18 protein-coding genes and 1 pseudogene are annotated in these 24,715 nt (G+C 72.3%); 14 read left to right on the top strand and 5 right to left on the bottom strand.

The annotated features are described in order from the left end of the window. The first annotated feature begins 1 nt into the window (after window position 1). The 3 genes from ACIPTO_RS33415 to ACIPTO_RS33405 all read left to right on the top strand — a co-directional run bounded on the left by ACIPTO_RS33415 (window position 2) and on the right by ACIPTO_RS33405 (window position 3,849). Window positions 2–121, top strand: coding sequence for a SapB/AmfS family lanthipeptide (locus ACIPTO_RS33415; RefSeq protein WP_366324345.1), 120 nt, complete (start codon window positions 2–4; stop codon window positions 119–121). Window positions 122–209: 88 nt separating this feature from the next. Further along, complete coding sequence (locus tag ACIPTO_RS33410) at window positions 210–1,931, top strand: ABC transporter ATP-binding protein (protein WP_401198364.1); 1,722 nt, start codon at window positions 210–212, stop codon at window positions 1,929–1,931. Next, window positions 1,921–3,849, top strand: a complete 1,929-nt coding sequence (locus tag ACIPTO_RS33405) for an ATP-binding cassette domain-containing protein (protein WP_401198362.1) — start codon at window positions 1,921–1,923, stop codon at window positions 3,847–3,849. The genes ACIPTO_RS33410 and ACIPTO_RS33405 overlap by 11 nt, the downstream gene beginning before the upstream one ends. Here ACIPTO_RS33405 and ACIPTO_RS33400 read toward each other — a convergent pair. Then, window positions 3,772–4,353 (bottom strand): annotated as a pseudogene (locus ACIPTO_RS33400) (LuxR C-terminal-related transcriptional regulator); the annotation flags it as partial. The gene ACIPTO_RS33405 and the pseudogene ACIPTO_RS33400 sit on opposite strands and share 78 nt — an antisense overlap. 234 nt (window positions 4,354–4,587) lie before the next feature. Between ACIPTO_RS33400 and ACIPTO_RS33395 the strand changes: the two are divergent. Beyond that, the gene (locus ACIPTO_RS33395) at window positions 4,588–6,726 is read left to right on the top strand and encodes a SpoIIE family protein phosphatase (RefSeq protein ID WP_401198360.1); all 2,139 of its coding nucleotides are present in this window, start codon (window positions 4,588–4,590) and stop codon (window positions 6,724–6,726) included. An 82-nt stretch (window positions 6,727–6,808) separates the two neighbouring features. Here the strand turns inward: ACIPTO_RS33395 and ACIPTO_RS33390 are convergent, their stop codons facing one another. Further along, window positions 6,809–8,203 carry a S1 family peptidase gene (locus tag ACIPTO_RS33390; RefSeq protein WP_366324339.1) on the bottom strand — a complete coding sequence of 465 codons (1,395 nt, stop codon included), beginning with the start codon at window positions 8,201–8,203 and terminating at the stop codon, window positions 6,809–6,811. Between the two features lie 758 nt (window positions 8,204–8,961). Here ACIPTO_RS33390 and ACIPTO_RS33385 point away from each other — a divergent pair. From ACIPTO_RS33385 to ACIPTO_RS33370, 4 genes are all read left to right on the top strand, one after another. Next, window positions 8,962–9,177 (top strand): type A2 lantipeptide, encoded by a 216-nt coding sequence (locus tag ACIPTO_RS33385; RefSeq protein ID WP_366324338.1) that lies wholly within the window; start codon window positions 8,962–8,964, stop codon window positions 9,175–9,177. 93 nt (window positions 9,178–9,270) lie between these two features. Then, window positions 9,271–10,077, top strand: coding sequence for an HlyD family efflux transporter periplasmic adaptor subunit (locus ACIPTO_RS33380; RefSeq protein WP_401198357.1), 807 nt, complete (start codon window positions 9,271–9,273; stop codon window positions 10,075–10,077). Beyond that, the gene (locus ACIPTO_RS33375; RefSeq protein ID WP_401198355.1) at window positions 10,074–12,296 is read left to right on the top strand and encodes an NHLP family bacteriocin export ABC transporter peptidase/permease/ATPase subunit; all 2,223 of its coding nucleotides are present in this window, start codon (window positions 10,074–10,076) and stop codon (window positions 12,294–12,296) included. The genes ACIPTO_RS33380 and ACIPTO_RS33375 overlap by 4 nt, the downstream gene beginning before the upstream one ends. A 1-nt stretch (window position 12,297) precedes the next feature. Continuing rightward, entirely contained in the window at window positions 12,298–15,114 is a 2,817-nt protein-coding gene (locus ACIPTO_RS33370; RefSeq protein WP_401198353.1) for an NHLP bacteriocin export ABC transporter permease/ATPase subunit, read from the top strand. A 57-nt stretch (window positions 15,115–15,171) separates the two neighbouring features. Here the strand turns inward: ACIPTO_RS33370 and ACIPTO_RS33365 are convergent, their stop codons facing one another. After that, a complete protein-coding gene (locus ACIPTO_RS33365; RefSeq protein ID WP_401198418.1) occupies window positions 15,172–15,699 on the bottom strand; it encodes an SRPBCC family protein in 528 nt (175 codons plus the stop codon). Between the two features lie 309 nt (window positions 15,700–16,008). Between ACIPTO_RS33365 and ACIPTO_RS33360 the strand changes: the two genes are divergently transcribed. Continuing rightward, entirely contained in the window at window positions 16,009–17,508 is a 1,500-nt protein-coding gene (locus tag ACIPTO_RS33360; RefSeq protein WP_366324330.1) for an MFS transporter, read from the top strand. A 230-nt stretch (window positions 17,509–17,738) separates the two neighbouring features. Then, window positions 17,739–18,113: an STAS domain-containing protein gene (locus ACIPTO_RS33355; protein WP_366324328.1), complete on the top strand. Its 375-nt coding sequence runs from the start codon at window positions 17,739–17,741 to the stop codon at window positions 18,111–18,113. 172 nt (window positions 18,114–18,285) lie between these two features. On the opposite strand, the gene ACIPTO_RS33350 is transcribed toward ACIPTO_RS33355, so the two are convergent. Further along, the gene (locus ACIPTO_RS33350; RefSeq protein ID WP_366324327.1) at window positions 18,286–18,723 is read right to left on the bottom strand and encodes a protease inhibitor; all 438 of its coding nucleotides are present in this window, start codon (window positions 18,721–18,723) and stop codon (window positions 18,286–18,288) included. Window positions 18,724–19,082: 359 nt separating this feature from the next. On the opposite strand from ACIPTO_RS33350, the gene ACIPTO_RS33345 reads away from it, so the two are divergent. The 4 genes from ACIPTO_RS33345 (at window position 19,083) to ACIPTO_RS33330 (ending at window position 22,868) form a co-directional block, all read left to right on the top strand. Beyond that, complete coding sequence (locus tag ACIPTO_RS33345; protein ID WP_401198350.1) at window positions 19,083–19,634, top strand: hypothetical protein; 552 nt, start codon at window positions 19,083–19,085, stop codon at window positions 19,632–19,634. A gap of 210 nt (window positions 19,635–19,844) precedes the next feature. Continuing rightward, window positions 19,845–21,458, top strand: coding sequence for a purine-cytosine permease family protein (locus ACIPTO_RS33340; RefSeq protein WP_401198348.1), 1,614 nt, complete (start codon window positions 19,845–19,847; stop codon window positions 21,456–21,458). Beyond that, window positions 21,458–22,123, top strand: a complete 666-nt coding sequence (locus ACIPTO_RS33335) for a cyclase family protein (RefSeq protein ID WP_401198346.1) — start codon at window positions 21,458–21,460, stop codon at window positions 22,121–22,123. The genes ACIPTO_RS33340 and ACIPTO_RS33335 overlap by 1 nt, the downstream gene beginning before the upstream one ends. 46 nt (window positions 22,124–22,169) lie before the next feature. Then, window positions 22,170–22,868 carry an alpha/beta fold hydrolase gene (locus ACIPTO_RS33330; protein ID WP_401198344.1) on the top strand — a complete coding sequence of 233 codons (699 nt, stop codon included), beginning with the start codon at window positions 22,170–22,172 and terminating at the stop codon, window positions 22,866–22,868. 55 nt (window positions 22,869–22,923) lie between these two features. On the opposite strand, the gene ACIPTO_RS33325 is transcribed toward ACIPTO_RS33330, so the two are convergent. Beyond that, window positions 22,924–24,546: an RICIN domain-containing protein gene (locus ACIPTO_RS33325; protein WP_401198342.1), complete on the bottom strand. Its 1,623-nt coding sequence runs from the start codon at window positions 24,544–24,546 to the stop codon at window positions 22,924–22,926. Window positions 24,547–24,715: the final 169 nt, after the last annotated feature.

Below are 24,715 nucleotides of genomic sequence, written 5' to 3'. Positions count from 1 at the left end.
CATGGCACTTCTCGACCTGCAGACGATGGAGTCCGACGAGCACACCAACGGCGGCGGCGGCGCGAGCACGGTCAGCCTGCTCTCCTGCGTCAGCGCGGCGAGCATTCTGCTGTGTCTCTGACGACACGGTGAGTCCACGGCCCCGGGCGACCCCTTCGTGCGAGGGGGCCGCCCGGGGCCCACTCCAGGTCAGCCGGAGGGGCCGCCGTATGACGACACATGCCGAGGCCGAGGCGGTGACCGGGCCGCTGCTGCGGTCGGCCGTCCGTGCCGCCGGGGTGCGCTGCGTGGTGCTGGGCGCGGTCAGTACGGCGTCCACGGCCGCCGCGCTGCTGCTGCCCGCCGTGCTGGGCCGGACCCTGGACCACCTGCTGGCGCACGACCCGGCGGCGCGCTGGGTGTGGGGGTGCGCGGGGCTCGTGCTGCTGATCGGGCTGCTGGACGCGTGCGGGACGGTGCTCGGCGGGACGGTCACGGCGGGTTCGACGGCGTGGCTGCGCCGACGCGTCACCGGACACGTACTCGCTCTCGGACCGCGCGCCGACACCCGTTTCGGATCAGGGGAGTTGGTGGCCCGGCTGGTGGGCAGCGCCGCGCAGGCCGGGACGGCGCCGGGTGCGCTGGCGGCACTGCTCGCGGCGCTGGCGGGACCGGTCGGAGGTGTGGTCGCCCTGGCGTGGATCGACCCCTGGCTGGCGGCCGTGTTCCTGGCCGGCGCGCCGGTCCTCACCTTGCTGCTCCGCGCCTTCGCCAGGGACACCTCGGAGTGCGTGACCCGGTACCAGCGCGTCCAGGGGCGGATGGCGTCGGCGCTCGCGGAGGCCATCGGCGGCTTCCGCACGATCCAGGCGGCGGGTACGGCGGACCGCGAGGCGGCACGCGTCCTGCGCCCGCTCCCCGAGCTCTCCCGCGCGGGTCACCGGATGTGGCGGGTACAGGGCCGGGCCGCCGCGCAGGCGGTCACCGTGGCGCCCCTGCTGCAGCTGTCCGTGGTCGCCGTGGCGGGCTGCCTGCTCACCGCCCATCGCCTGACGGTGGGCGAGGTGCTGGCCGCGTCCCGGTACGCGGTGCTGGCGACCGGCGTCGGTGTCCTCGTGGGCCACCTGTCGGGCCTGCTCCGCGCGAAGGCGGCGACGCAACGTCTGGCCGAGGTCCTGACCGTACCGACCCCCGTCCACGGGCACCGCCGACTCCCGCCGGGACCGGGCCACTTGGAGCTACGAGGGATCACCGCCCGGCACGGCGGACGCACCGTCCTCGACGGCATCGACCTGGTCGTCCCCGGCGGCACGACCCTGGCCGTCGTCGGCCGCTCCGGCACCGGCAAGTCGCTCCTCGCGGCGATCGCCGGCCGCCTGGCCGACCCGGACGCGGGCGACGTCCTCCTCGACGGCGTCCCGTTGCGTGCCCTGCGGCACGACGCGCTGCGCACCGGGATCGGCTACGCCTTCGACCGCCCGGCCCTGCTCGGCACGACGATCGAGGACACGATCGCCTTCGGCCTGCGCCCGCCGTCCCCCGCCCGCGTCAGGGAAGCGGCACGCCTGGCACACGCCGACCCCTTCGTCCGCCGCCTCCCCCACGGCTACGCCACCCCGGTAGCCGACGCGCCCCGCTCCGGCGGCGAGTCCCAACGCCTGGGCCTGGCACGGGCGTTCGCCCATGACACCCGCGTCCTGATCCTCGACGACGCGCTCTCCAGCCTCGACACGATCACCGAACACCGCATCACCGCGTCCCTCACCGGCCCCGACACCACCGGCACCCGTCTGCTCATCGCCCACCGCGCCACCACGGCGGCCCGCGCGGACCTGGTGGCATGGCTGGACGGGGGTCGGGTGCGGGCGGTGGGGACGCACGCGGAGTTGTGGGGGTCGGCCGGGTACCGGGCGGTGTTCGGGGCGGCCGAGGGGGTGGCCGATGCCGGGTGAGGAGAAGTCACCGACGCCGCTCGCCGCCCGGTCGGCGCGGGCCGGACGGCCCGCCCGCCCGCACCCCGCCGACACCGTCTCCCGCCGGGGACTCCGCTTCCTCCTCGCCCGCCGCCGCGTGCTGGTCCGGCTCGCCCTCTGGTCCGTGCTGGAGACGGGGCAGACGTTCCTCGTCGGCTACGGGCTCGCCCGCGCGCTGGACGCCGGGTTCCTCGTCGGGCGCAGGGGCGTCGGGCTCGGCTGGCTCGCAGTGGCCGGGGTCGGGGTCGTCGTCGGCGCCCTGGGAACCGGGCGGGTCTACCGCGGTGTCGCCGATCTCGTCGAGCCGCTCAGGGACCGGCTGGTGGAGCGGGTCGTCGTGCGCGGGGTGCGGGAGGGGAACGGCGGCGCGCTGTCCGGGCTGACGCAGCAGGTGGAGCTGGCCCGGGACACCTTCGCCGGGCTGGTGATGGTGTCGAGGTCGTTCCTGTTCACCGCCGTGGGCGCGCTCGCCGGGCTGTTCTCGCTCGACCCGCTGCTCCTTCTGGTCGTCGCTCCCCCGCTGCTCGCCGGCGTCTCCCTGTTCGCGGCGACCCTGCGCCCGCTGGCCCGCCGCCAGGAGACCTTCCTGCTCGCCGACGAAGCCCTCGCCGACGGTCTGGGCACGGTCTGCCCCGGGCTGCGCGACATCACGGCGGCCGGTGCCGAGGAACCGGTGGCCGCCGGCACCGGCCGTCTCGTCGACACCGAGCTGCGTGCGGCCCGTGCGCTGGCCCGCTGGGGCGTCCTGCGTGTCGCGGCCCTGGCGATCGGCGGCCAGGTGCCGATCGTGCTGCTCCTCGCCACCGCCCCCTGGCTCCTCGGCCACGGTGTCACTCCGGGCGGGCTGGTCGGCGCTCTCGCCTACGTCACGCAGTCCCTCCTGCCCGCCCTCCAGAACCTGGTCCACGGCCTGGGCACCAGCGGCTCCCGCCTCACCGTCGTCCTGCGCCGCCTGACCCCCGCATCCGCCACGCCGGCGCCACCGCCCACGACACCCGTCCCCCGCCTGCCCCCACCACCGGACACCCCCCGGACCCCCGCGCTCTCCCTCACCTCCGTGACCTTCGCCTACGGCACCGCCACCGACCCCGTCCTCAGCGACCTCACCCTCGACCTCCTCCAGGGCGCCCACCTGGCCGTCGTGGGCCCGAGCGGGATCGGCAAGTCCACACTCACCGCTCTCGCCGCGGGACTGCTGCGGCCCGCGCACGGCACGATCCGGGTGTACGGCCGCCCGGTGCCGGAGACCCTCGCCCGGCGTGTGCTGATCCCGCAGGAGGCCTATGTCGTCAGCGGGACGCTCGCCGAGAACCTCGGTCAGCTGCGGCCGGACCCGGTACCGGAGGCGGAGCTGCTGGCCGCGGCCCGGGCCGTGGGGCTGGATCACCTGGTCGAGACCCTCGGCGGGCCCGACGCGCCGGTCGACCCCGCGGCGCTCTCCGCCGGCGAACGGCAGCTGATCGCGCTGACGCGGGCCTATCTGTCGTACGCGCCGCTCGCCCTGCTCGACGAGGCGACCTGTCATCTGGACGCGGAGGCGGAGGAGCGCGCGGAGCGGGCCTTCGCGGCGCGGGAGCGGCCCGGCGGGGCGCTGGTCGTCGTGGCGCACCGGATCAGTTCGGCGCGCAGGGCCGGGCGGGTGCTGGTGATGGACGGGCGGGAGACCGCGCTCGGCACGCACGAGGACGTGCTCCGTCGCTCTCCGCTCTATCGCGACCTGGTCGGCAGCTGGTCGTCAGAGCCAGCCCTCGCCCTGGGAGATGCGGATCGCGTCGACGCGGTTGCGGGCTCCGGTCTTGCGGGTGATGGCCGCCATGTAGTTGCGCACGGTCCCGTGGGACAGGTGCAGGCTCCCGGCGATCTCCGCGATGGAGGCCCCCTCGGCGGCCAGGGTTAACACGCTCAGCTCTCTTCGTGTCAGCGGCATCTCCGCGGCCTTGAGGAAGCCGAAGCCCAGGGAGTCGTCAACGAAACGTTTCCCCTCGGCGACCCGACGGATGGCGTGCACCAGCCGGTCCGGCGGGCTCGCCTTGTCGACATAGCCGAGCGCGCCCTCTTCCAGAGCGCGTTTCAGCAGGCCGGGGCGGTGTGCGGTGGCCAGCACGAGAAGGCCGGGCGGGGTCGGGCCGGTGCCGCGCGGGCCGACTTCGCCGAGCGGCGGGATGCCGTACGTGTCGGCGCAGTCGAGGTCCGCCGCGCAGACGTCGGGCCGGACGGAGCGGACGCGACCGGGGGCCGTGCGCCACGAGGTGTCGTAGACCCCCAGATCGGGTTCGCGGCGGAGCCATTCCGCGAGGACCGATCGCACCAGACACGCGTCGTGCACCAGAAGTAGCCGGATCACTGCCGTCCCCTCAACTAGCCGTTCGCCGGTTCCACAGTGGTTACACGAGTGCCCCATTGTTCGCGACCGCGACCGCGTACGGTGACGGAGATCCGGCCAACAGGGTGCGCGGGGGCGCACGCGGGGCGCCCGTCCATCGCCGCGCGCTTCGATTCGGGGGGCATACGACCCGGGTCCCGGGGGTACGGACACGCCCCGCACGGCCGGTGGACGGACTCCCTCGCCGTGCGCGCCGGGCGCCCTGGGTGGAGCCTGATCACGGGGACCGGGACCGCGCGGCCGGACGAGGAGGTGGTCGGCGTGTCCGACGGAGGGGCGCCGGGACAGGCGCCGGTCGGCAGGCCGATGCTGTCGCTCGCGCTGGCCGCCATGATGGACGGCGTCCACGCGCACTCGGGAGCGGTGTACCTGCTGACGCCCGAGGACGCGGTGCTGGAGATGGCCGTGATGGCCGGGCTGCCCCGCGCGTTCGCGGCGCCCTGGGAGCGGGTCGGGCTGAGCGCGCCGATCCCGGTCGCCGAGGCGGTGCGCGAGCGGCGGCTGATCTGGGTGGGCGGCGAGGAGGACATGGCCCGCCGCTATCCGCGGATCGCGGTGGTGCTGCCGTACCCCTTCGCCCTGGCCGCCGTGCCGATCGGCACGGAGACGACGGTCTACGGCGCGGTCTTCGTGACCTGGCCCGGTTCGCATCCGCCGGACCTCTCCGACCGGGACCGCGAGCAGCTGACCGCCGCCTGCGACCGGCTCGCGCTGCGGCTCGAGCGGGCCGCCGCGGAGCGACGGCCGGTGCGGGCCGAGCCGGATCTGCTGGCGACCGGCCCCGCGACGAGTGTGGCCGGGACCCTGGGCACGGTCGAGGCGGCGCGGATGGTGGCCCGGCTGCCGTACGGACTGTGCTCGCTGGATCTGCACGGGCGGGTCGGCTTCGCGAACGCGGCGGCCGGGGACCTGCTCGGCCTGCCCGCGAGCCGGCTGCTCGGCACGCACCTGTGGGCGGCGGTGCCCTGGCTCAACGACCCGGTGTACGAGGACCGTTACCGCGCCGCGCTGCTCAGTCAGCAGGTCACGTCGTTCGTGGCGCTGCGACCGCCGGGCGACTGGCTGTCGTTCCGGCTGTATCCGAACACGACCGGCCTGAGCGTACGGATCAGCCGGGCGCGGGCGGTGACGGAACTGAGCCGTGCGGTGCCGCCGCCGGGCGAGGGACCCTCCCGGCTGGTGACCATCTCGCAGGTGCTGAGCCTGGCCGGGGCGCTCACCGAGGCCGTCGGGGTGGAGGACGTGGTGCAGCTGATCGCGGACGAGGTCGCGCCGGCGGTGGGCAGCAAGGCGCTGGTCGTGCTGGGTTCGCAGGGCGGGCGGCTGCATGTGCTGGGGCACCGGGGTTACGCCGACCCGCATGTGGTGGAGCGGTTCGACGGGATGGCGCTGACCGAGCCGACACCGGGGACGGCCGCGCTGAACAGCGGAGTGCCCGCGTTCTTCGACTCCCGGCAGGAGCTGGAACGGCTGTACCCGAGCCGGCACGCGACCCCGGACGGCTTCGCGGCCTGGGCGTACCTGCCGCTGATCGCGTCCGGCCGCCCGGTCGGCACCTGTGTCCTGGCCTACCCCGAACAGCACCCTTTCCCCGCCGACGAACGGGCCGTCCTCACGAGCCTCGGCGGGCTGATCGCGCAGGCCCTGGAGCGCGCGCTGCTCTACGACGCGAAGAACCGGCTCGCCCACGGACTGCAGGCGGCGCTGCTCCCCCGCACGCTGCCGCCGCTCCCGGGTATCGAGGCCGCCGCCCGCTATCTCCCGGCCACCCGGGGCATGGAGATCGGCGGTGACTTCTACGACCTGGTGGCCTCGGAGGATCTGGCGGCGGTGATCGGCGATGTGCAGGGGCACAACGTGACCGCGGCCGGGCTGATGGGCCAGATCAGGACCGCCGTCCGCGCGTACACGACGGTCGGCCAGGCACCGGCGGAGATCATGCGCAGCACCAACCGGCTGCTGATCGACCTCGGCTCCGAACTCTTCGCGAGCTGTCTGTATCTACGGCTGGATCCCGCGCGCGGTACGGCCGTGATGGCACGGGCCGGGCATCCGCCGCCGCTGCTGCGCCGCCCCGACGGGCGGGTACGGGTGCTGGACCTGGCGGGCGGTCCGCTGCTGGGCATCGACGCCGACGCCGTCTATCCGACGACGGAGGTCGATCTCGCGCCCGGTTCCGTCCTCGCCCTCTACACGGACGGGCTGATCGAATCGCCGGGCGTCGACATCGAGGACGCGCTGGCCGGACTGGGCCGGCGCCTCGCAGCGGCAGGGGACGTGCCGCTGGAGGCGATCGCCGACGAACTCGTGCGGCACAGTGCGGCGGCACGGGAGCGGATCGACGACGTGGCGCTGTTGCTGCTGCGGGCCCGGGAGCCGGGACCGGGCTGAGCGGTGTACGAGCAGGGTGGTCCGGCCCTCCCGCCGGAGGGCCGGACCGATCCACCGCCGACCAGAACCGAACGCGGTCGGGTCAGTGGTTCGAGGTGAGCGAGGAACCGTCGTCGGCTCCGTTGCCGGCGTTCTGACCCGAGCCCTTGTGGCCCTTGCCGTTCTGCTGCTGGCCGGTGCCGTTCTCGTCCTGGCCGGTGCCGGTGCCGTCCGTGGCGGACGGGTCGACCGCGCCGGACTGGTCGCCGGTGCCGTCGGTGGCCGACGGGTCGGCCGCGGTCGCCGACGGGTCCGCCGTGGCGGTGTCGTCGCCCGCGCCCGCGCCGGCCGCACCGTCGCCGAGGGTGGCCCCGGTCGCGGTGAGCGCGGCGGTGACCGGCTGGAAGAAGGTCTCGCCGCCGCTGGTGCAGTCGCCGCTGCCGCCGGAGGTGAGGCCGACCGCGCCGCCGTCCTGGGTGAAGAGCGAGCCGCCGCTGTCTCCGGCCTCGGCGCAGACGTCCGTCTGGATGAGGCCGTTGACGGTGTCGACACCGTTGGGGTCGGTCTCGCTCTGGAAGTTGACGGTCGCGTCGAGTCCGGTGACCGTGCCGTCGTGCAGACCGGTGGTGCTGCCCATCCGGAAGACCTGGGTGCCGACGGTGGCGTCCTCGGCCTGGGTGATCTGGACGGTCTGGCCGTTGCCGACGTTGACGTCGCTGGTGGTCTGCGTGGCCGGGTCGTCGTACTTCACAAGTGAGAAGTCGCTGACGGGGAAGGTGGCCTGGTCGACGGTGGCGATCGGCTGGCCGTCCTGCGAGTCGGACCACTGCTTGGCCGCGACGCCGCAGTGTCCGGCGGTCAGGAAGGCGGGGCTGCCGTCGCTCGCGGTGACGTTGAAGCCCAGCGAGCAGCGGACCCCGCCCTGGTCGGTCTGGGCGAAGATGGCGTCGCCGCCGGAGACCAGCGTCTTGAAGGAGCCCGCGGTCTTCTTGACGGTGGCCATGTTCGTGCCGAGGCTCTTGACCGTCGACAGGACGGTGTCCCACTTGGTGCCGGTGACCGTGCTGTCGGCGAGGACCTGGATCTTGTTGGTCTTCGGGTCGACCGACCAGGCCGTACCGGGGACGGTGGCCTTGGTCTTCAACACCTTTGCGGCGGCGGCGAGTTCGGCGGTGCTGTTCTGCACCTTGCGCACCTTGGCGCCGGCCTTCTCGGCCTGGACGATCACCTTGTTGTTGTCACCCGAGATGACGTTGACGACGAGCTGCTGCGTGGCGCTGTCGTAGTAGGACCCGGCGAACGCGTCGCCCAGCAGTCCGGCGAGCTGCGAGGAGAGGTCCGAGGCACCCGTTGCCTTGAAGGTCTTGGGGGTGGCGGCGCCTGCCGAATTGTCCTGGGACGCGTTGGCGTTCGGCAGCAGGATCGCCGCCGCTCCGAGGGCGGCGACACCGCCGACGGCTATCGCGGCCTTACGCTTCGGGATTCGCTTGTGACTCAAACTGCTCGACCTCCTGGGGACCGGGGTCTGCGCCGCCGTCCGGCGGCGATGGGGGGCGCCTGGATGCCCGTTGATACGCACGTGTCACGTGGGCCGTTCAATTCCGTTTCCCAACTTCCTTTGCAAAATCGCGAATCGGCCACGCCCGGGCTCCGGCCCGGCAGGGGTACGCGGTGGCCACGGGCCCGGGCCGTCCACACGCCGAGGCGGACGCGCTCGGCGGCCCTCACCGGCCCGCGATGTCCAGATCGCATCGGTGCCGCCACAACTCACGCGTGCACGGCTCCAGTTCATCCGCTCCCTCGATCACCACGCAGCGCGACCGGACGGCGACCGTCCGTCGAGATCACTGAGCGGAATCCTCGATTCAGGGAATCTGCACAGCGCGTACCCAACGAGGTCACGGCACTCGACGGATCTGCACATGCGCACGCCCCCGGCACACCTTTGGCGAGGAGTGCCCCATTCCGCTTCGGCGCCGCAAGCTCTCGCGCCGAACGAAGGCGCGCGGCGTGTGAAGAAGTCGCCGACACCTCGTGCCCGCGCCTGCACGGTTCGCGCCTTCTGGGGCTCAAGTGCCCTGGTGGGAAAGGAGTTTGAGTGGCTGCGTCCACCCGCACCGTGCTTTGATCCATCGCATCGCAGGGGCCGAGAGGGCTCCGGAAACGGCGCCCGGCGCCTGCGGTCGCGGCCTTTGTCTGTCCCCCAGAGGGGGCCGCTCCCCCCTTGTGAATATCCATATGAAGGGAAGTTCCCCCATGAACTCCACCCCCCAGGTCGAGACCGTCGAGATCTCCGACGCCGAGCTCGACAACGTCTCCGGCGGTCTGTCCGTGAACGCCCTCGGCACCGTGACCGGCCTGGTCGACGGCGTTGCCCCGGTCTCCGGCCTGGTCGACACGGCCATCGGCACCGTCGAGGGTGTCACCGGCCTCAACGTGGCCCCGGTCACGAACCTGGTCGCCGGTCTCTGATCGCACCGTGTTCCACCGAGTCCCGGAGCCGTTTCCCGGCTCCGGGACTCTTGGATGCCGCAAAAGATCTCTCCCCTAGGTGAGGGAAGTCCCGTGCAGTTCCGCCAACAGGCCCTCGCCAAGCTCCAGTCGCCCGAAGAGCTGGATCTTCCGGTGCGCTTCGCGCGTCCGCAGGGCTGGCTCGTGCTCTCCGTGACGGTGCTCGTGGTGGCCGCCGCGTCCGTGTGGGCGGTGACCGGTTCGGTCGCGTCGACGGTCGGCGCGTCCGCCATCCTCACGCACGGGGAGGGCAGTTACATCCTGCAGAGCCCGGTGGCCGGGCAGGTCACCGCCGTCCTCGCGCAGGAGGGAGAGCGGCTGCCCGCCGACTCCCCCGTGCTGAAGGTCCGTACGAGCGAGGGCGACTCCGTCGTGCGCACGGTCGCCGCGGGCCGCGTCACCGCGCTCGCCGCCACCATCGGCCAGATCATCCGGACAGGCGCGGACGTCGCCGCCGTCGAGAAGGTCGCGCACGCCACCGATCCGCTCTACGCGACGGTGTACGTGCCCGCCGAGAACGCCGCCGCCATCCCCGCGAACGCCGATGTCGACCTGACCGTCTCCTCGGTGCCGACGCAGACGTACGGCGTGCTGCGCGGCCGGGTGGCGGCGGTGGACCGGTCGGCCCAGTCGGCGCAGCAGATCTCCGCCTTCCTCGGCGACAGCCAGCTCGGCGAGCAGTTCACCAGGAAGGGCAGGCCGGTGGCCGTGCTGGTGAAACTCGACAAGTCGGCGCGGACCAAGAGCGGTTACCGGTGGTCGTCCGCCGACGGACCACCGTTCGACCTCACCTCCATGACCATGGCCTCGGCCTCGATCCGGCTGGCCGACCAACGCCCCCTCGATTGGCTGCTGCCGTGAGCCCCGCCCAGGACACCCGTTCGCGGCGCCGGTCCGCCCCGCCGAAGCGCCCGGTCCCCACCGGTCGCGTGAAGACGGTCCGCACCCCGACCGTCCTCCAGATGGAGGCCGTCGAATGCGGCGCCGCCTCCCTCGCGATGGTCCTCGGCTTCTACGGCCGCCACGTCCCGCTGGAGGAACTCCGCATCGCCTGCGGTGTCTCCCGCGACGGCTCCCGCGCCAGCAACCTGCTGAAGGCGGCCCGCAGTTACGGCCTGACGGCCAAGGGCATGCAGATGGACACGGCCGCCCTCGCCGAGGTCCGTTCCCCCGCCGTCCTGTTCTGGGAGTTCAACCACTACGTCGTCTACGACGGCATGGGCCGCCGCTTCGGCCGGCGCGGGGTGTACCTCAACGACCCCGGAAAAGGGCGCCGGTTCGTGCCCATGGAGGACTTCGACGCCGGCTTCACCGGTGTCGTCCTCGTCATGGAACCGGGCGACGGCTTCGAGCGGGGCGGCCGCAAACCGGGCGTCCTCGGCGCGATGCCCGCCCGGTTGCGCGGCACCGCGGGCACGATGCCCGCCGCCGTCCTCGCGAGCCTGCTGCTGGTGGCGGTCGGCGCGGCGATGCCCGCGCTCAGCCGTACCTACATCGACATGTTCCTGATAGGCGGTCAGACGTCCCTGCTGGGCGTCCTGTTCGCGTCGATGGGCACCTGCGTGCTGCTCACCCTGGCGCTGACCTGGCTGCAACAGGCGAACCTCCTGCACGGCCGCATCATCTCCTCCACCCTCTCCAGCGCCCGCTTCCTGCGCCATCTGCTGCGGCTGCCCGTCACGTTCTTCTCCCAGCGCAGCCCGGCCGACCTGGTGCAGCGCCTCCAGTCGAACGACGCCGTCGCCGAGACGCTGGCCCGCGACCTCTCCGCCGCGGGCGTGGACGCGGTGGTCGTGGTGCTCTACGCGTTCCTCCTCTACACCTACGACCCCCAACTCACCTATGTGGGCATAGGCGTCGCACTGCTGAACGTGGTCGCGATGCGGACAGTCGTCCGGCTGCGCGCGACCCGGACGGCGAAGCTGCGCGCCGACAGCGCACGGCTCACCAACACCGCCTACACCGGCCTCCAGTTGATCGAGACGATGAAGGCGACCGGCGGTGAGGACGGCTACTTCCGCAAGTGGGCCGGGCAGCACGCCACCACCCTGGAGGAGCAGCAGCGGCTCGGGGTGCCGAGCGCGTGGCTGGGTGTGGTCGCGCCGACGCTCGCCTCGCTCAACAGCGCGCTGATCCTGTGGATCGGCGGGATGCGCGCGGTCGAAGGCCACATCTCCGTGGGCCTGTTGGTCGCCTTCCAGGCGCTGGTCACCCGCTTCACCGCGCCGATCACCCGGCTCAACGGCGTCGCGGGCCGCATCCAGGACTTCGCGGCCGACGTGGCCCGCCTCAAGGACGTCGAGAACTTCCAGGTGGACGCCCTCTACTCCCGTGCGGGCGGGGCCGATTCGACTCGGCGGCTGCAGGGGCACGTCGAGCTGGAGAACATCACCTTCGGCTACAGCCCCCTCGACAAGCCGCTGCTCACCGGCTTCGACCTGACGGTCGGCCCGGGCCGGCAGGTGGCGCTGGTCGGCGGCTCCGGCAGCGGCAAGTCCACGGTGTCCAGGCTGATCTCGGGTCTCTACACGCCCTGGGAGGGCGTGATCCGCATCGACGGCCGGCGGCTTGAGGACATCCCGCGCGGCGCGCTCGCCGCCTCCGTGTCCTTCGTCGACCAGGACGTGTTCCTCTTCGAGGGCTCGGTCCGCGACAACGTGGCGTTGTGGGACCCGTCGATCCCGGACGAGGCCGTGGAGGACGCGCTGCGCGACGCGGCCCTGTACGACGTGGTGACGCGGCGGCCCGGCGGCATCCACAGCCGGGTCGAGCAGGACGGCCGCAACTTCTCCGGAGGCCAGCGCCAACGCCTGGAGATTGCACGGGCGTTGGTGCGCCGCCCCAGCATCCTCGTGCTGGACGAGGTGACGAGCGCGCTGGACGCGGAGACCGAGCTGATCGTGATGGACAACCTCCGCAGGCGCGGCTGCGCCTGCGTGGTGATCGCGCACCGGCTCAGCACCGTGCGCGACAGCGACGAGATCGTCGTCCTCGAACACGGGACGATCGTGGAACGCGGGCGGCACGACGCCCTGGTGGCGACCGGCGGCGTGTACGCCACACTGGTCAAGGAGCGCTGAGATGACGTCCGTACCCGAGGGCGACCTGGTCCTGGGCGCGCTGGGAAACCTGGGCACGCCGATCGACTGCGCCGGATCCAACCGCCTCGACCTCGAAGGCCCGCAGGTGCTGTGGCTGGTCGCGTCGGGCGCCATCGACCTGTTCGCGGTGGACGCCGTGCAGCAGGGCCACTGGCACCACCTCGGCCGCCTGGAGGCGGGCTCGCTGCTGCTCGGCCCGGTCGCCGGTCCCCAACACACCCTGGTGGCACGCCCGTTGCGGAACTGCGTGGTGCACCGGATCAATCTGCGCGAGCTGTACCAGCCCGCGAACACCCAGACCTGGTCGTACGACGCGTACGGCAACCCGCAGTACGTGCCCCCGACGTCGAGCCCGCTCGAACACGCCCTCGCCCTCGGTGTCGGCCGCGGCCTCTCCATCCTCTTCCAGGCGCCGATGGCGAGCGAACGGGCCGCCGCGCCCACCGACGACGACGTCTTCTGGATGCAGGTCCCTCCGGGCAGCGTGCAGTACGGCTCGGTGTACGGCGCGGAGGCCGCCGCCGATCTGCTGATGGACCCGGCTGTCTGGCAGGGCATGGTCGACCAGCAGTACCGGCTGCTGTCCACGCTGGACAAGTGGATCGAGCAGCTGGAGCGCACCCACGAGACGCGCACCGCCGCCGGTATCAAGGCCGGTGAGGCGGTGCGCGCGCAGGCCGACCGGACGCTGCTGGCGTCGATCGGCAAGTCCTCGGCCCGCCGTACGACGGCCGCGGACGCCGACGCGTCGTACGCCGCCTGCAAGGTGGTCGCCGAGGCGGCCGGCATCACCCTCGCCGAACCCGCGCGGAGCGGCGGCGAGAGCGACCGGCTCGACCCGGTCGAGCGCATCGCCCTCGCCTCCCGGGTCCGGGTGCGGGCCGTACGGCTCGACGGGCGGTGGTGGCGGGACGACGTCGGCCCGCTGGTGGGCCATCGGGCGCTGTCCGGTGCGCCGGTGGCGCTGCTGTGGCGGCGCGGCGGCTACGTCGCCGTCCACCCGGCGACCGGCCGGGAGACTCCGGTCGAGAAGGCGAACGCGGCGGAGTTCGAGCCGCGCGCGGTGATGTTCTACCGCCCGCTGCCCGAGCGGCGGCTCAGTCCGCTCAGGCTGCTGCGGTTCTCCCTCCAGGGCACCGCGGGCGACCTCTCCAACCTGCTGGTCAGCGGGCTGGTGACGGTCGCCGTCGGGGCGCTGGTGCCGATCGCGACGGGCAAGGTGCTCGGCGAGTTCGTGCCGAAGGCCCAGACGGGCCTGATCGTCCAGGTCTGCCTGGCCGTGATGATCACGAGCGTGGTGGCGGCGGCCTTCATGCTGCTGGAGAACCTCACGATCCTCCGGCTGGAGGGCCGGATCGAGGCGACGCTCCAACCGGCCGTCTGGGACCGGCTGTTGAGGCTGCCCACGAAGTTCTTCACCGAGCGCTCGACGGGTGAGCTGGCGAGCGCGGCGATGGGCATCAGCGCGATCCGCCGTCTGCTGGCGGGAGTCGGCCCGGTCCTCGCCCAGTCGGTGACGGTCGGCCTGATGAACCTGGGCCTGCTCTTCTGGTACAGCCCCTCCATGGCGCTCGCGGCGATCGGCATGCTCGTCGTGATCGCGGCCCTGTTCCTCGGGCTCGGCCTGTGGCAGGTGCGCTGGCAGCGCCGGCTGGTCGTGCTCGGCAACAAGCTGAACAACCAGGCCTTCCAGACCCTGCGCGGCCTGCCCAAGCTCCGCGTCGCGGCGGCCGAGAACTACGCCTACGCCGCCTGGGCCTCCGAGTTCGCCCGCAGCCGCGAACTGCAGCAGCGGGTCGGCCGGATCAAGAACCTCACCACGGTGATGGGCGCGGTGTACCTGCCGGTCTGCACCCTGCTGATGTTCATGCTCCTCGCGGGACCCGCACGCGGTTCGATGTCGGCGTCCTCCTTCCTCACCTTCAACACCTCGGTGACGATGCTCCTGACCTCCGTCACCAGCCTGACCGGCGCCTTCGTCTCGGCGGTGTCCGCCCTCCCTCTCTTCGAGGAGATCAGGCCGGTCCTGGACGCGGCCCCCGAGGTCCGCACCGCGAGCACCCGCCCCGGCCGGCTGTCCGGCGCGATCGAGGCCCGCCGGGTCTCCTTCCGCTACGCCGACGACGGGCCTCTCGTCCTCGACGACGTGTCCTTCGAGGTCCGCGCGGGCGAGTTCGTGGCGATCGTCGGCCCGAGCGGCTGCGGCAAGTCGACCCTGCTGCGCCTGCTCATCGGCTTCAACAGACCGGTCTCCGGCAGTGTGCTGTACGACGGCCAGGATCTCGGTGCCCTCGACCAGTCGGCCGTGCGACGGCAGTGCGGGGTGGTGCTCCAGCACGCGCAGCCGTTCACGGGCTCGATCCTGGACGTCATCTGCGGCACGGAGCCGTTCACGCCGGAGGAAGCGATGGCGGCGGCCGAGATGGCGGGGCTGGCGGAGGACATCAGGCGGATGCCGATGGGCCTGCACACGATCGTCTCCGGCAGCGGCGCGGTCTCCGGCGGTCAGCGTCAACGCCTCATGATCGCGCAGGCGTTGATCCGCAGGCCGCGCATCCTCTTCTTCGACGAGGCGACCAGCGCGCTGGACAACGAGACCCAGCGGACGGTGATCGAGAGCACGAAGGCGCTCAACGCGACCCGGATCGTCATCGCGCACCGGCTGTCCACGGTGCTCGACGCCGACCGTGTGGTCGTCATGGAGGACGGCAGGATCGCCCAACAGGGCCCGCCCGCACAGCTGTTGGCGGACACGGGCGGGCGGTTGCACGAGCTGGTGCGGCGCCAGCTGGCGTGACGGGCCGGCCGGCGGTCCGAGCAGCCCGGCCCGGCAGGTCAGGCCCCACTGGTCAGATCAGTCCAGGCCCGGGACGGCCGCGCCGGAGGGAACCCCGGCCGCCACGTAGCCCTCGTAGAACGCCTTCCAGGGCGCACCTGCTCCGGCGTGCGGTCCCGCGACCGGCTCGCCCCGGACCGTCGCGTCCAGGGCGGCGAGGCAGACCTCCCAGCCGGCGGCGTTGCGGGACGCGGTGTCCTCGGCTCCGAGGACGTCGGTGAGCGTGAAGCGGGTGCGCCCGCCCTCGGTCTCCTCGATGTCGAAGCGCAGCTCTTCGTCGCCCCACTCGAAGGACAGCCGCCGGGGCGCGTCGGCGGCGATGATCCTGCCGGTGGACTCCGGCATGTTCGGGTCGCCGCTGAAGGTGATCGTGGCCCCGGGGCGCGGATCGAACTCGGCGCGCGAGGGGAACCACCGCACGAGTTCGTCGGGGTCGGTCACGAACTGCCAGACGCGGGTGGGCGGTTGGTCGTAGGTACGGCTGAAGCGGACGGCGGGGCGGCCGTCCTCCAGCGTCAGATAGGTGCCGGTGAGTTCGACGGACATGACGCATCGGTCCTTCGGGGCGGGTTCCTTGACGACGCCGTCCATGATGGCCGACGAGTTGCCGCCTCGCCGGTACGAGATCACCATGAATGGGTCCGAAAAGGTCTCGGCGACGCCACACCCGCATCGAGCGCCACACCTGTCACCGCGCACTCCGGCCCCGCGCCCGCCAAGTCGCCGCCGCGCGGGCCGGCTCCCGACCCCAGCGAAACGTTGCCGTTTCGCTGAAAGTGCTCTAGTCTCGATGTGTACGAAACCGTTTCGTTTACGTTTTGGTAAACCCTGAACGACTTCCCTGGAGTGGTTCCGATGTCCCAGAAGACTCTGACCGAAGGCACCCGGCCGGGTGCCGCGGAGGCGCAGGCGGCCTCCTCGAAGCGGTGGTGGATCCTCGCGATCGTCGCCATCGCTCAGCTGATGGTGGTCCTCGACGCCACCATCGTGAACATCGCCCTGCCGTCGGCCCAGAAGGACCTCGGCTTCTCCGACGGCAACCGGCAGTGGATCGTCACCGCCTACGCCCTCGCGTTCGCCTCCCTGCTGCTGCTCGGTGGCCGCATCGCCGACCTGTTCGGCCGGAAGACCGCCTTCCTCGCCGGAGTCGTCGGCTTCGCCGCGGCCTCCGCGCTCGGCGGCGCCGCCACGAGTTTCGAGATGCTGGTCACCGCACGCGCCCTCCAGGGTGTCGCGGGCGCACTGCTCGCACCGGCCGCGCTGTCCCTGCTCAACACCACGTTCACCGACGCCCGCGAGCGCGCCAGGGCGTTCAGCGTCTACGGCGCCATCGCCGGCGCCGGCGGTGCGGTGGGCCTGCTGCTCGGCGGTGTGCTGACCGACGCCTTCGACTGGCGCTGGACGCTCTACGTGAACGTCGCCATCGCCTTCGTCGCCTTCGCGGGCGGCTGGGTCCTGCTCACCAACCACCGTGACGCCGCGGGCTCCAAGCTGGACGTGCCGGGCACGGTACTGGTCGCCGGTGGTCTGTTCTCCGTGGTCTACGGCTTCTCCAACGCCGAGACGCACGACTGGAGTTCACCGCAGACCTGGGGCTTCCTGATCGTGGGTGGTCTGCTGCTCGCCGCCTTCGCCTGGTGGCAGAACCGCGCCGCGCACCCGCTGCTGCCGCTGCGCATCCTGCTCGACCGCAACCGGGGCGCCTCCTTCCTCGCCGTGCTGATCACCGGTGCGGGCATGTTCGGTGTGTTCCTCTTCCTCACCTACTACCTCCAGCTCAACCTGGGCTTCAGCCCGACCAAGACCGGTGTCGCGTTCCTGCCGATGATCGGCGCCCTGATGGTCATGGCGCAGCTCGGCACCACGATGCTCGTGCCGCGGCTCGGCCCGAAGGTCGTCATCCCGCTGGGCTTCGCCATCGCCATGGTCGGCATGGCCTGGCTGACCGGCATCGGGGTCGGCTCGTCCTACGCCAGCCACGTGCTGCCGCAGCTGATCGTGATCGGCGCGGGCCTCGGCATGGTGATGCCGCCGGCGATGCAGCTGGCGACGGGCGGAGTGGCCGCCGAGGACGCGGGTGTCGCCTCGGCGACGGTCAACGCCATGCAGCAGGTGGGCGGTTCGATCGGTACGGCGCTGCTGAACACGCTGGCCGCGAGCGCCGCGACCGACTACCTGGCCGGGAAGGACGCGCGCAACAAGCTGGTCCAGGCGCAGGCGACGATCGAGAGCTACACCACCGCGTTCTGGTGGTCGGCGGGCTTCTTCGCCGCGGGCACGCTGATCGCGCTGGTGCTCTACCGTCGCGGGGTCCCGCAGCAGGACGAGGACGCCGCACCCGTCGTCCACATGTGACCGGCTCCGCCCGAACCCGGGCCTGAGCCGCACGGACCGAGGGGCCGCCGTCCGCAGGGAGACGGCGGCCCCTCTTCTTCGAAGGGGCGGGCGGACGGAAGTCAACCTCACGAACCGAAATTCACCTTGTCGGGTGAACCAGATCTGGCGGACGGCGTGTCGGGGATGCTCGTGGCCCCTCCGGGGTAACTACCGAGACCGGATGCGCCCCGTGCCGAGGTGGAGCGGCCATGACAGCGGAAGCGGACGAACGCGACAGCCCCGCGGCCAACTCCTGTGCCCGTACGCGGCCCGGGGGCCCCTTCACGGTGGTCGAGGTCTCGGGCGAGATCGACATGGCGACGGCGGGCTTCGTCGTGGAGCACCTGGACGCGGCGACGGCGGTCGAGGAGCCCGATGTGCTGGTGGATCTGCGGCCCGTCGAGTTCTTCGACTGCTCGGGGCTGCGGGTGCTGTGCCGGGCCGAGCGGCGGGCCGCGGAACGCGGCGGCCGGCTGCGCATCGTCTCGGACGGGCCGCGCATCGACCGGCTGTTACGTGCCTCGGGGCTGCTCGGCCGCTTCCCGCCGCTCCGCGTGCTGCCGGACCGGGCCGAACGGCCGTGACGAGCCACGGCGGGCGGCAGCCGGCCCATGACGATGCCAGGGGCCGGCGCGGGCGACCCCACACCGCCCGGCCGACCCCTGGTGCGGGATCGCAGTCCTCCGCGACAGGGGCACGCACTCCCCAGCTACGGACCCTCCCTGGTGCTCACGGAGACGGTGCGACCCCGGTCTCTCAGAACGTGAAGACGCCTCCGTATCCGTAGGAGTCCTTCACGCACTCGTTGGAGAAGACGCGCTCGTAGGAGACGCGTCGGCCCTGCCACACGCCGTCGACGGTCACCACGACGGGACGGTAGAGCTTGTTGCAGAGCACGTCGTCCCGGGCCGCCAGGGCGTCGAAGTCGCCCCCGATACCGCGCAGTTCGGCGCAGGCCGCGGCGGCCGCCGGGTGGGTGCCGGAGGCGGTGGGCGCGCAGGTGAGGGTCACCGCGCGTTCCGGTGTGGCGAGGGCGGAGTCGTTGCCGTGGCCCATGGTCAGCACCAGGGCCGAGGGCGCGTAGAGCGCGGCCGGGCCGGCTTCCTGGACGGCGAGGGCGGACCCGGTCAGGGGTCCGCAGACGGCGGTGGCCGTCAGACCCAGGGTCGCTGCCCAGCGCGCGGTGTTCCGCATTGTGTGCATCCTTCCGCTCGATGCGGACCGATCACGAACCGATCGGTCCGAAGAGGTGCCGGTCCCGCTCGGTCGGTGCCGGACCGGCGGGCGCCACTCTGCCGAAGCCCCTGCGGAAACTCACATCCCACCCACAGGTTTCAGTAACCTTGCGTGTTGAATCAGTGGCGCGAAGTCACGGAATTCGAACACGCCGACCCCGCAACCACGCGGTTCTTGATCGCCGGAGCGGGTCGGATGGCCGGTTTACCCGTGCTCACCAATCGTCCTGAAACAGTCCCGAAACATTCCGTTTCAGCTCTCGGCACACTCCTCCACGATCCCTTGCGTTCACCTTGCCCCCGAGTAATGGTGATTACATGATTACGACAGAGCAGCAGGAGAAGCTTCGCGGCTGGTTCACCGGCCGCCTGCCGGACGACCTGTTCGAGGAGCTGGTCGAGGTCACGGTCGACCGCGAGGAGGTCACCGTGATCGGCCGCATCCCCGCGCCCGGGCTCGCCGAGGACGTCTCGGACGCCGAGCGGGAGGCAGCCGTCCAGGGCCGCGTCCAGGAGTTCCGCGAGCGCACCCGGGAGACCCGGATCACCCTCGCCCGCGAGGCCGAGCACCGGTTCCGCAAGAAGGTCTCGTGGGGTGTGGAGTGCGCCGGGGAGCGCTCCCTGTTCACGCACATCGCCGCGCCCGTGATGACCCGGCTGCGCCAGCCCGAGCGCCAGGTCCTCGACACCCTCATCGCCGCGGGCGTCGCCCGCAGCCGCAGCGACGCGCTCGCCTGGTGTGTCCGGCTCGTCCAGCGCCACGCCGACGACTGGCTCGGCGAACTGCGCGACTCCCTCGAACACGTCCAGCGGGTCCGCGCCCAGGGCCCCGACACCGGCCAGGAGGACGCCCCGGGCGACTCCGACTGACTCCGCCGGCCCCTGGGTAGATGATTCCTCCACTCGCGGCACGAAAGATGGATGAACCGTCCTCTGGTGCGGGTGTCACGGCCGCCATACCGTCGGCGGACACCTTGAGGACGGCATCCGCTCACCCCGCCCACCCCGCGCGCGTGACGCCCGTCCCCACCGCCACCGCGCTACTACGCGCTCCACCGCCGTCCCCCGCTGGAGCCTCCCTTGTCCCCCTCGTCGCCCTCGTCCCCTTCCTCTCAGCAGCCCGCCCCCTCCCCCGCCGCGCCCCACCAGTCCCTGACCGAGGTCGAGACCTACGGCGTCGAGCGCATCCCCGACGCGGACCGCACCGCCACCCCGCTCGACCTGTTCCGGGTCGCGTTCGGCGGCGCCAACACCTTCTCCACCTGTGTGCTGGGCGCCTTCCCGATCCTGTTCGGCCTCTCCTTCTGGCAGGGCCTCGCGGCCACGCTCCTGGGAGTCGTCGTCGGCGCGCTGATCCTCTGCCCGATGGCGGTGTTCGGCCCGGCCAACGGCACGAACAACGCGGTCGCCTCCTCCGCGCACCTCGGCGTGCACGGCCGGGTCGTCGGCTCGTTCCTGTCCCTCCTCACGGCCGTCGCGTTCTTCTCCATCTCGGTGTGGAGCTCCGGCGACGCCCTGGTCGGCGGCGCGCACCGCCTGTTCGGCCTGGAGCAGAGCACGCTCTCCTACGTCGTCGCGTACGCCCTGTTCGCCGTGCTCGTCCTCGCGGTGTGCGTCTACGGCTTCCGGTTCATGCTGTTCGTCAACAAGATCGCCGTGATGTCCGCGACGGTCCTGTTCCTGCTCGGCGCGATCGCCTTCGCCGGTGACTTCGACCCGTCGTACGCCGGTGTCTTCACCTCGTCGGCGGACGCGGCGACCCGGTCGCTGTTCTGGCCGTCGTTCATCGGCGCGGCGCTCATCGTGCTCTCGAACCCGGTGTCCTTCGGCGCCTTCCTCGGCGACTGGTCGCGCTACATCCCCGCGAACACCCCGCGCCGCAAGGTCGTCGGTGCCGCGTTCCTCTCGCAGATCGCGACCCTCCTGCCGTTCGTCTTCGGTCTCGCGACCGCGAGCATCATCGCCACGAAGGCCCCCAAGTACGTCGACCCGGGCGCCCCGGACTTCGTGGGCGGGCTCCTCGCGATCTCGCCGGGCTGGTTCTTCCTGCCGGTCTGTCTGCTGGCACTGATCGGCGGCATGTCGACGGGCACCACCTCGCTCTACGGCACCGGGCTGGACTTCTCGTCGGTGTTCCCCCGGCTGTCCCGGGTGCAGGCGACGTTCCTGGTCGGCGTGCTGTCCATCGCGTTCATCTTCATCGGACGGTTCGGCCTCGACCTCGTGCAGTCGATCTCGACCTTCGCCACGATGATCATCACCTGCACGACACCGTGGATGGTCGTGATGATGCTGGGCTTCTACACCCGGCGCGGCTGGTACGACCCGGACGCCCTCCAGGTCTTCAACCGCCGCCAGCGCGGCGGGCGTTACTGGTTCGCGCACGGCTGGAACTGGCGCGGTCTGACCGCCTGGTGGGTGGCCGCCGTCGTCGGTGTGCTGTTCACGAACATCCCGGGGCAGTTCGTGGGCCCGCTCGGCGATCTCGCCAACGGCGTCGACATCAGCCTGCCGCTCTCGCTCGCCGTGGCCGCCGTGCTGTTCCTGGGCCTGCTCCGGCTGTTCCCCGAACCCCGTGCCGCGTACGGCCCGGAGGGTGCGCGACTGGCCCGTACCGTCGAGGTCCCGGTGCCGCCGATCACCGGCCCCGGCGCGGCGACCGTGGCGCCCGCCGTGGCGGCCGAGGCCGGCTGATGCCGGGCTGGATCGACCTGTCGGTGCCCGTGGTCACCGGGATGCCCGTGTATCCCGGTGACCCGGCCGTCGCGGTCTCGGTCGCCCTGCGCGCTCCTCGGGACGGCGTCAACGTCCTCCGGCTGCACCTGGGTTCGCAGTCCGGCACGCATGTCGACGCTCCCTACCACGTGGATGACGCGTGGCCCCGGCTCGACGAACTGCCCCTGGACCGCTTCGCAGGACACGCGGTGGTGGCCGACGTACGGGGGCTGCCGGACCGCGCGCCGATCACCCCCGGCCTGCTGGCGCCGGCGCTGGAGCGGCTGCGGCCGGGGTCCCTCTTCCTGCTGGCCACGGGCTGGTCGGCGCACTGGGGCACCGACCGCTATCCCGCCCACCCCTGGCTCACCCCGGAGGCGGCCGAGGCGCTCGTCACGGCCGGGGTCCGTACGGTCGCGGTCGACGCGCTGAGTGTCGACCCGACGCCCGAACCCGGCGACGGGACGGCCGACTTCGGCCTGCCCGCGCACCGGGTGCTGTGCGGCGCGGGCGGGGTGATCGCCGAGAACCTCACCGGGCTCGATCAGCTGGTGGGTCTCCCGGACGTGGAGCTGTTCCTGTTCCCGCTGCGGCTGCCGGGGGCGGACGGGGCGCCGGTACGGGCCGTGGCGCGGGCGGTCTGACCGTTCCCGCGGGGTCGTTGTCGGACCCGGCCGTTACGTTGGGAGCATGACTCGATTCGTGATGGTGGCGGGGGCGTGGCTCGGCGCGTGGGCCTGGGACGAGGTGGTGTCCGAGCTGCGCGCGGCCGGGCACGAGGCGCACGCGCTGACCCTGTCCGGGCTGGCGGAGAAGCGGGGCGTCCCGGCCGGCCTGCGGACTCATGTGCGGGACATCGTCGACGAGGTCGAGCGCCTCGGCCTCCGGGACGTCGTCCTGGTCGGGCACAGTTACGCCGGTGTGCCCGTCGGGCAGGCGGCGGAGCGCATCGGCGACCGGCTGGCACGGGTGGTGTTCGTCGACGCGAACGTGCCGGTGGACGGGAGGTCGTTCCTCGACGGCTTCCCGAGCGACCACATCAGGAAGTCGCTCGACGAGAACGGCGGCACCTGGCCGCCCCTGGCCCCCGCCGACTACGCGGGACAGGGCCTGACGGACGGCCAGATCACGCGCATGGTCACCGACGGCACCCCGCACCCGGGTGCCTCTCTCACCGAACCGGCCGTCCTGGCCCACCCGTTGGCCGACCTCCCGGCCGCCTACGTCAAGTGCCTGCTCGACGGTGACGAGTTGATGCCCCCGGTGGACGAACTCGTCGGGAGCGGACGCTGGGAGCTGGTCCGGATGGACACGGGCCACTGGCCGATGTTCTCGCAGCCGCGCGAACTGGCCCGCGTTCTGGGCGAGTTCACCGGCGGATCTTCCTGAGCCCGGTTCCCGTCCGTCCCCGGCCCACGTCGTCGGCGGAGCGGGACCACGGTCGTCAGCCGAGCCGGTCCGCGACCCTCGCCACGCGGGCCGACGGCGCGCCCGTGCCGGAGATCGACAGCGAACCGGGGCTGGCCGTCACCCCGTTGGTCAGCCAGCGCTGCGCGGTGGAGCGGTCGCGGACCTTGAGGACGATGACCGCGCCCGGGTCCCCGCCGGTGGAGGTGAGCGCCAGCGCCGGGTTCCAGCGGGGCAGCAACTCGCCCTGTGCGGTGAGGTCGTAGCGGACGTCCTTGCCGCGCTCGGACTTCGCGTCGGCGCAGGTGCCGAGGACGACGACACCGGCGTCCACGTGCGAGTCCAGGCACAGGCCGGGGTTCGCCGCACTGCGCAGCAGCCCGTCGGTCTCGTACGACCACTCCTGGGTCGCGCCCGACGAGCACGCCGCGAGGCTGGTGCCGGCGCCGGCCTTCACGGTGCCCTGGATGTCGAGGCACAGGCCGGCGGCGGCGTTGCGCAGCCGGGTGCGCTGGGGTGCGGCGGGGAGGCGGGCGGTGCCGGGTGCCGAGGACGACACGTGTCCGGAGCCGCCGTTCGTGGTGCTGGAGGCCACGGGACCGCCGGTGCCGCCGTGCTCGGGCCACAGGCCGACGGCGACCACCAGGGTGACGACCCCGGCACCGACCAGGCCGACGCCGGCGAACAGCGCCCGGGACGAGCGGACCGCGTCCACGATCCGGCGGCCGGGCGCGGGAAAGCGGGACAGCATCCGGTGCCGCCCCGTGCCGCCCCCGGTGGGCCCGCCGTGCCGGGCACCGGTCGTGGCCTGGGGGTCGTGCCCGACGCGGCCCGGCCGGGACGCGAGGTAGGGGCGGGCTCCCCAGCCGAGCACCGCCTCGGCGAGGAGGACGCCCAGCCCGCCGTCGAAAAGGCCGAGTTGTTCGGCGGCGAAACGGCAGTAGCGGCACTGCGACAGATGCTGCTGGACATCGGGGAGGAGGGTGCCGCCGCGGCGAATCGGGGCGTCGAGGAGACGGTTGTAGAAGCGGCAATCCCGGGTCGGCGCGAGTTCCCGGTGGGCGCGTACACAGCCCTCGCGGAATTTTTCGCGCGCCTCCTGGAGAGCGGCCGACGCGTTGTCGGTGTCCATGCCGATCAGGGCCGCCGGCACGGTTATCGACTCGGCCTCGACCTCGGTGTGCCACAGCAGACACTGGGCGAGCGGCGGAAGCGTCTGGAAAGAGCGCTCCGCGAGCTTCCGATTTTCCGCCGTCATGGACTTCGCGGCCCGCAGGGCGCGGCCTCCGGAGGGATTCCCCAGATCGGGAAGTACACCCGCTATTCGCTCCTCCGCGGACCACTCCCGGAGCGTGTCGCGGACGGTCAGCAGCAGTCGGGGCCGCAGCGCCACTCCGTGTTCACCGAAGGTCAGCCGGTCGAACACCTGGTGGAAGGCCGCCGCCGCGGCCATCGCGGGAATGGCCCCTTCGGCGTCGAGGCAGATGCCCGCGTAATCCTGGACCGGCCGCCAGTGCCGTGCCATGAGCAGGGCGACCGAATGCGCGGCCTCCCCCTCCGGGCGGCCCCGCAGCCGCGCGGCCAGGGTCTCGTCGGATTCCTCGGGAGCCCCACCGTCCGGCGGCGGGTAAGGAGGACGAGGGGGGTGAGGGATGGACACGGAGTGGATTCCTCGGATTCGGTTCATCAACAGGTGAATGAGCCCCGGGCATTGCCCCCGCGCGGGACTTTCACCCTTGCACAACCCACCGAACCCAACAAGGCACTTGGGTAACATCCCTACCATTGAAAGAAAGTCAGATCCGGCGCCAACTCGCCGTACCTGCACG

It is taken from the genome of Streptomyces sp. NPDC090083, assembly GCF_044747445.1.
Classification (GTDB): Bacteria; Actinomycetota; Actinomycetes; order Streptomycetales; family Streptomycetaceae; genus Streptomyces.
The sequence above is the reverse complement of the archived record's forward strand: the minus strand, read 5'-3'. Positions and strand labels throughout refer to the sequence as shown.

Bases quoted from the DNA above. Each gene is read 5' to 3' on its own strand.
- ACIPTO_RS33350 (WP_366324327.1), bottom strand. From the start codon at position 18,723: ATGCGGAACACCGCGCGCTGGGCAGCGACCCTGGGTCTGACGGCCACC.
- ACIPTO_RS33330 (WP_401198344.1), top strand. From the start codon at position 22,170: ATGACTCGATTCGTGATGGTGGCGGGGGCGTGGCTCGGCGCGTGGGCC.
- ACIPTO_RS33415 (WP_366324345.1), top strand. From the start codon at position 2: ATGGCACTTCTCGACCTGCAGACGATGGAGTCCGACGAGCACACCAAC.
- ACIPTO_RS33385 (WP_366324338.1), top strand. From the start codon at position 8,962: ATGAACTCCACCCCCCAGGTCGAGACCGTCGAGATCTCCGACGCCGAG.
- ACIPTO_RS33360 (WP_366324330.1), top strand. From the start codon at position 16,009: ATGTCCCAGAAGACTCTGACCGAAGGCACCCGGCCGGGTGCCGCGGAG.
- ACIPTO_RS33345 (WP_401198350.1), top strand. From the start codon at position 19,083: ATGATTACGACAGAGCAGCAGGAGAAGCTTCGCGGCTGGTTCACCGGC.
- ACIPTO_RS33370 (WP_401198353.1), top strand. From the start codon at position 12,298: ATGACGTCCGTACCCGAGGGCGACCTGGTCCTGGGCGCGCTGGGAAAC.
- ACIPTO_RS33410 (WP_401198364.1), top strand. From the start codon at position 210: ATGACGACACATGCCGAGGCCGAGGCGGTGACCGGGCCGCTGCTGCGG.
- ACIPTO_RS33335 (WP_401198346.1), top strand. From the start codon at position 21,458: ATGCCGGGCTGGATCGACCTGTCGGTGCCCGTGGTCACCGGGATGCCC.
- ACIPTO_RS33365 (WP_401198418.1), bottom strand. From the start codon at position 15,699: ATGTCCGTCGAACTCACCGGCACCTATCTGACGCTGGAGGACGGCCGC.
- ACIPTO_RS33405 (WP_401198362.1), top strand. From the start codon at position 1,921: ATGCCGGGTGAGGAGAAGTCACCGACGCCGCTCGCCGCCCGGTCGGCG.
- ACIPTO_RS33355 (WP_366324328.1), top strand. From the start codon at position 17,739: ATGACAGCGGAAGCGGACGAACGCGACAGCCCCGCGGCCAACTCCTGT.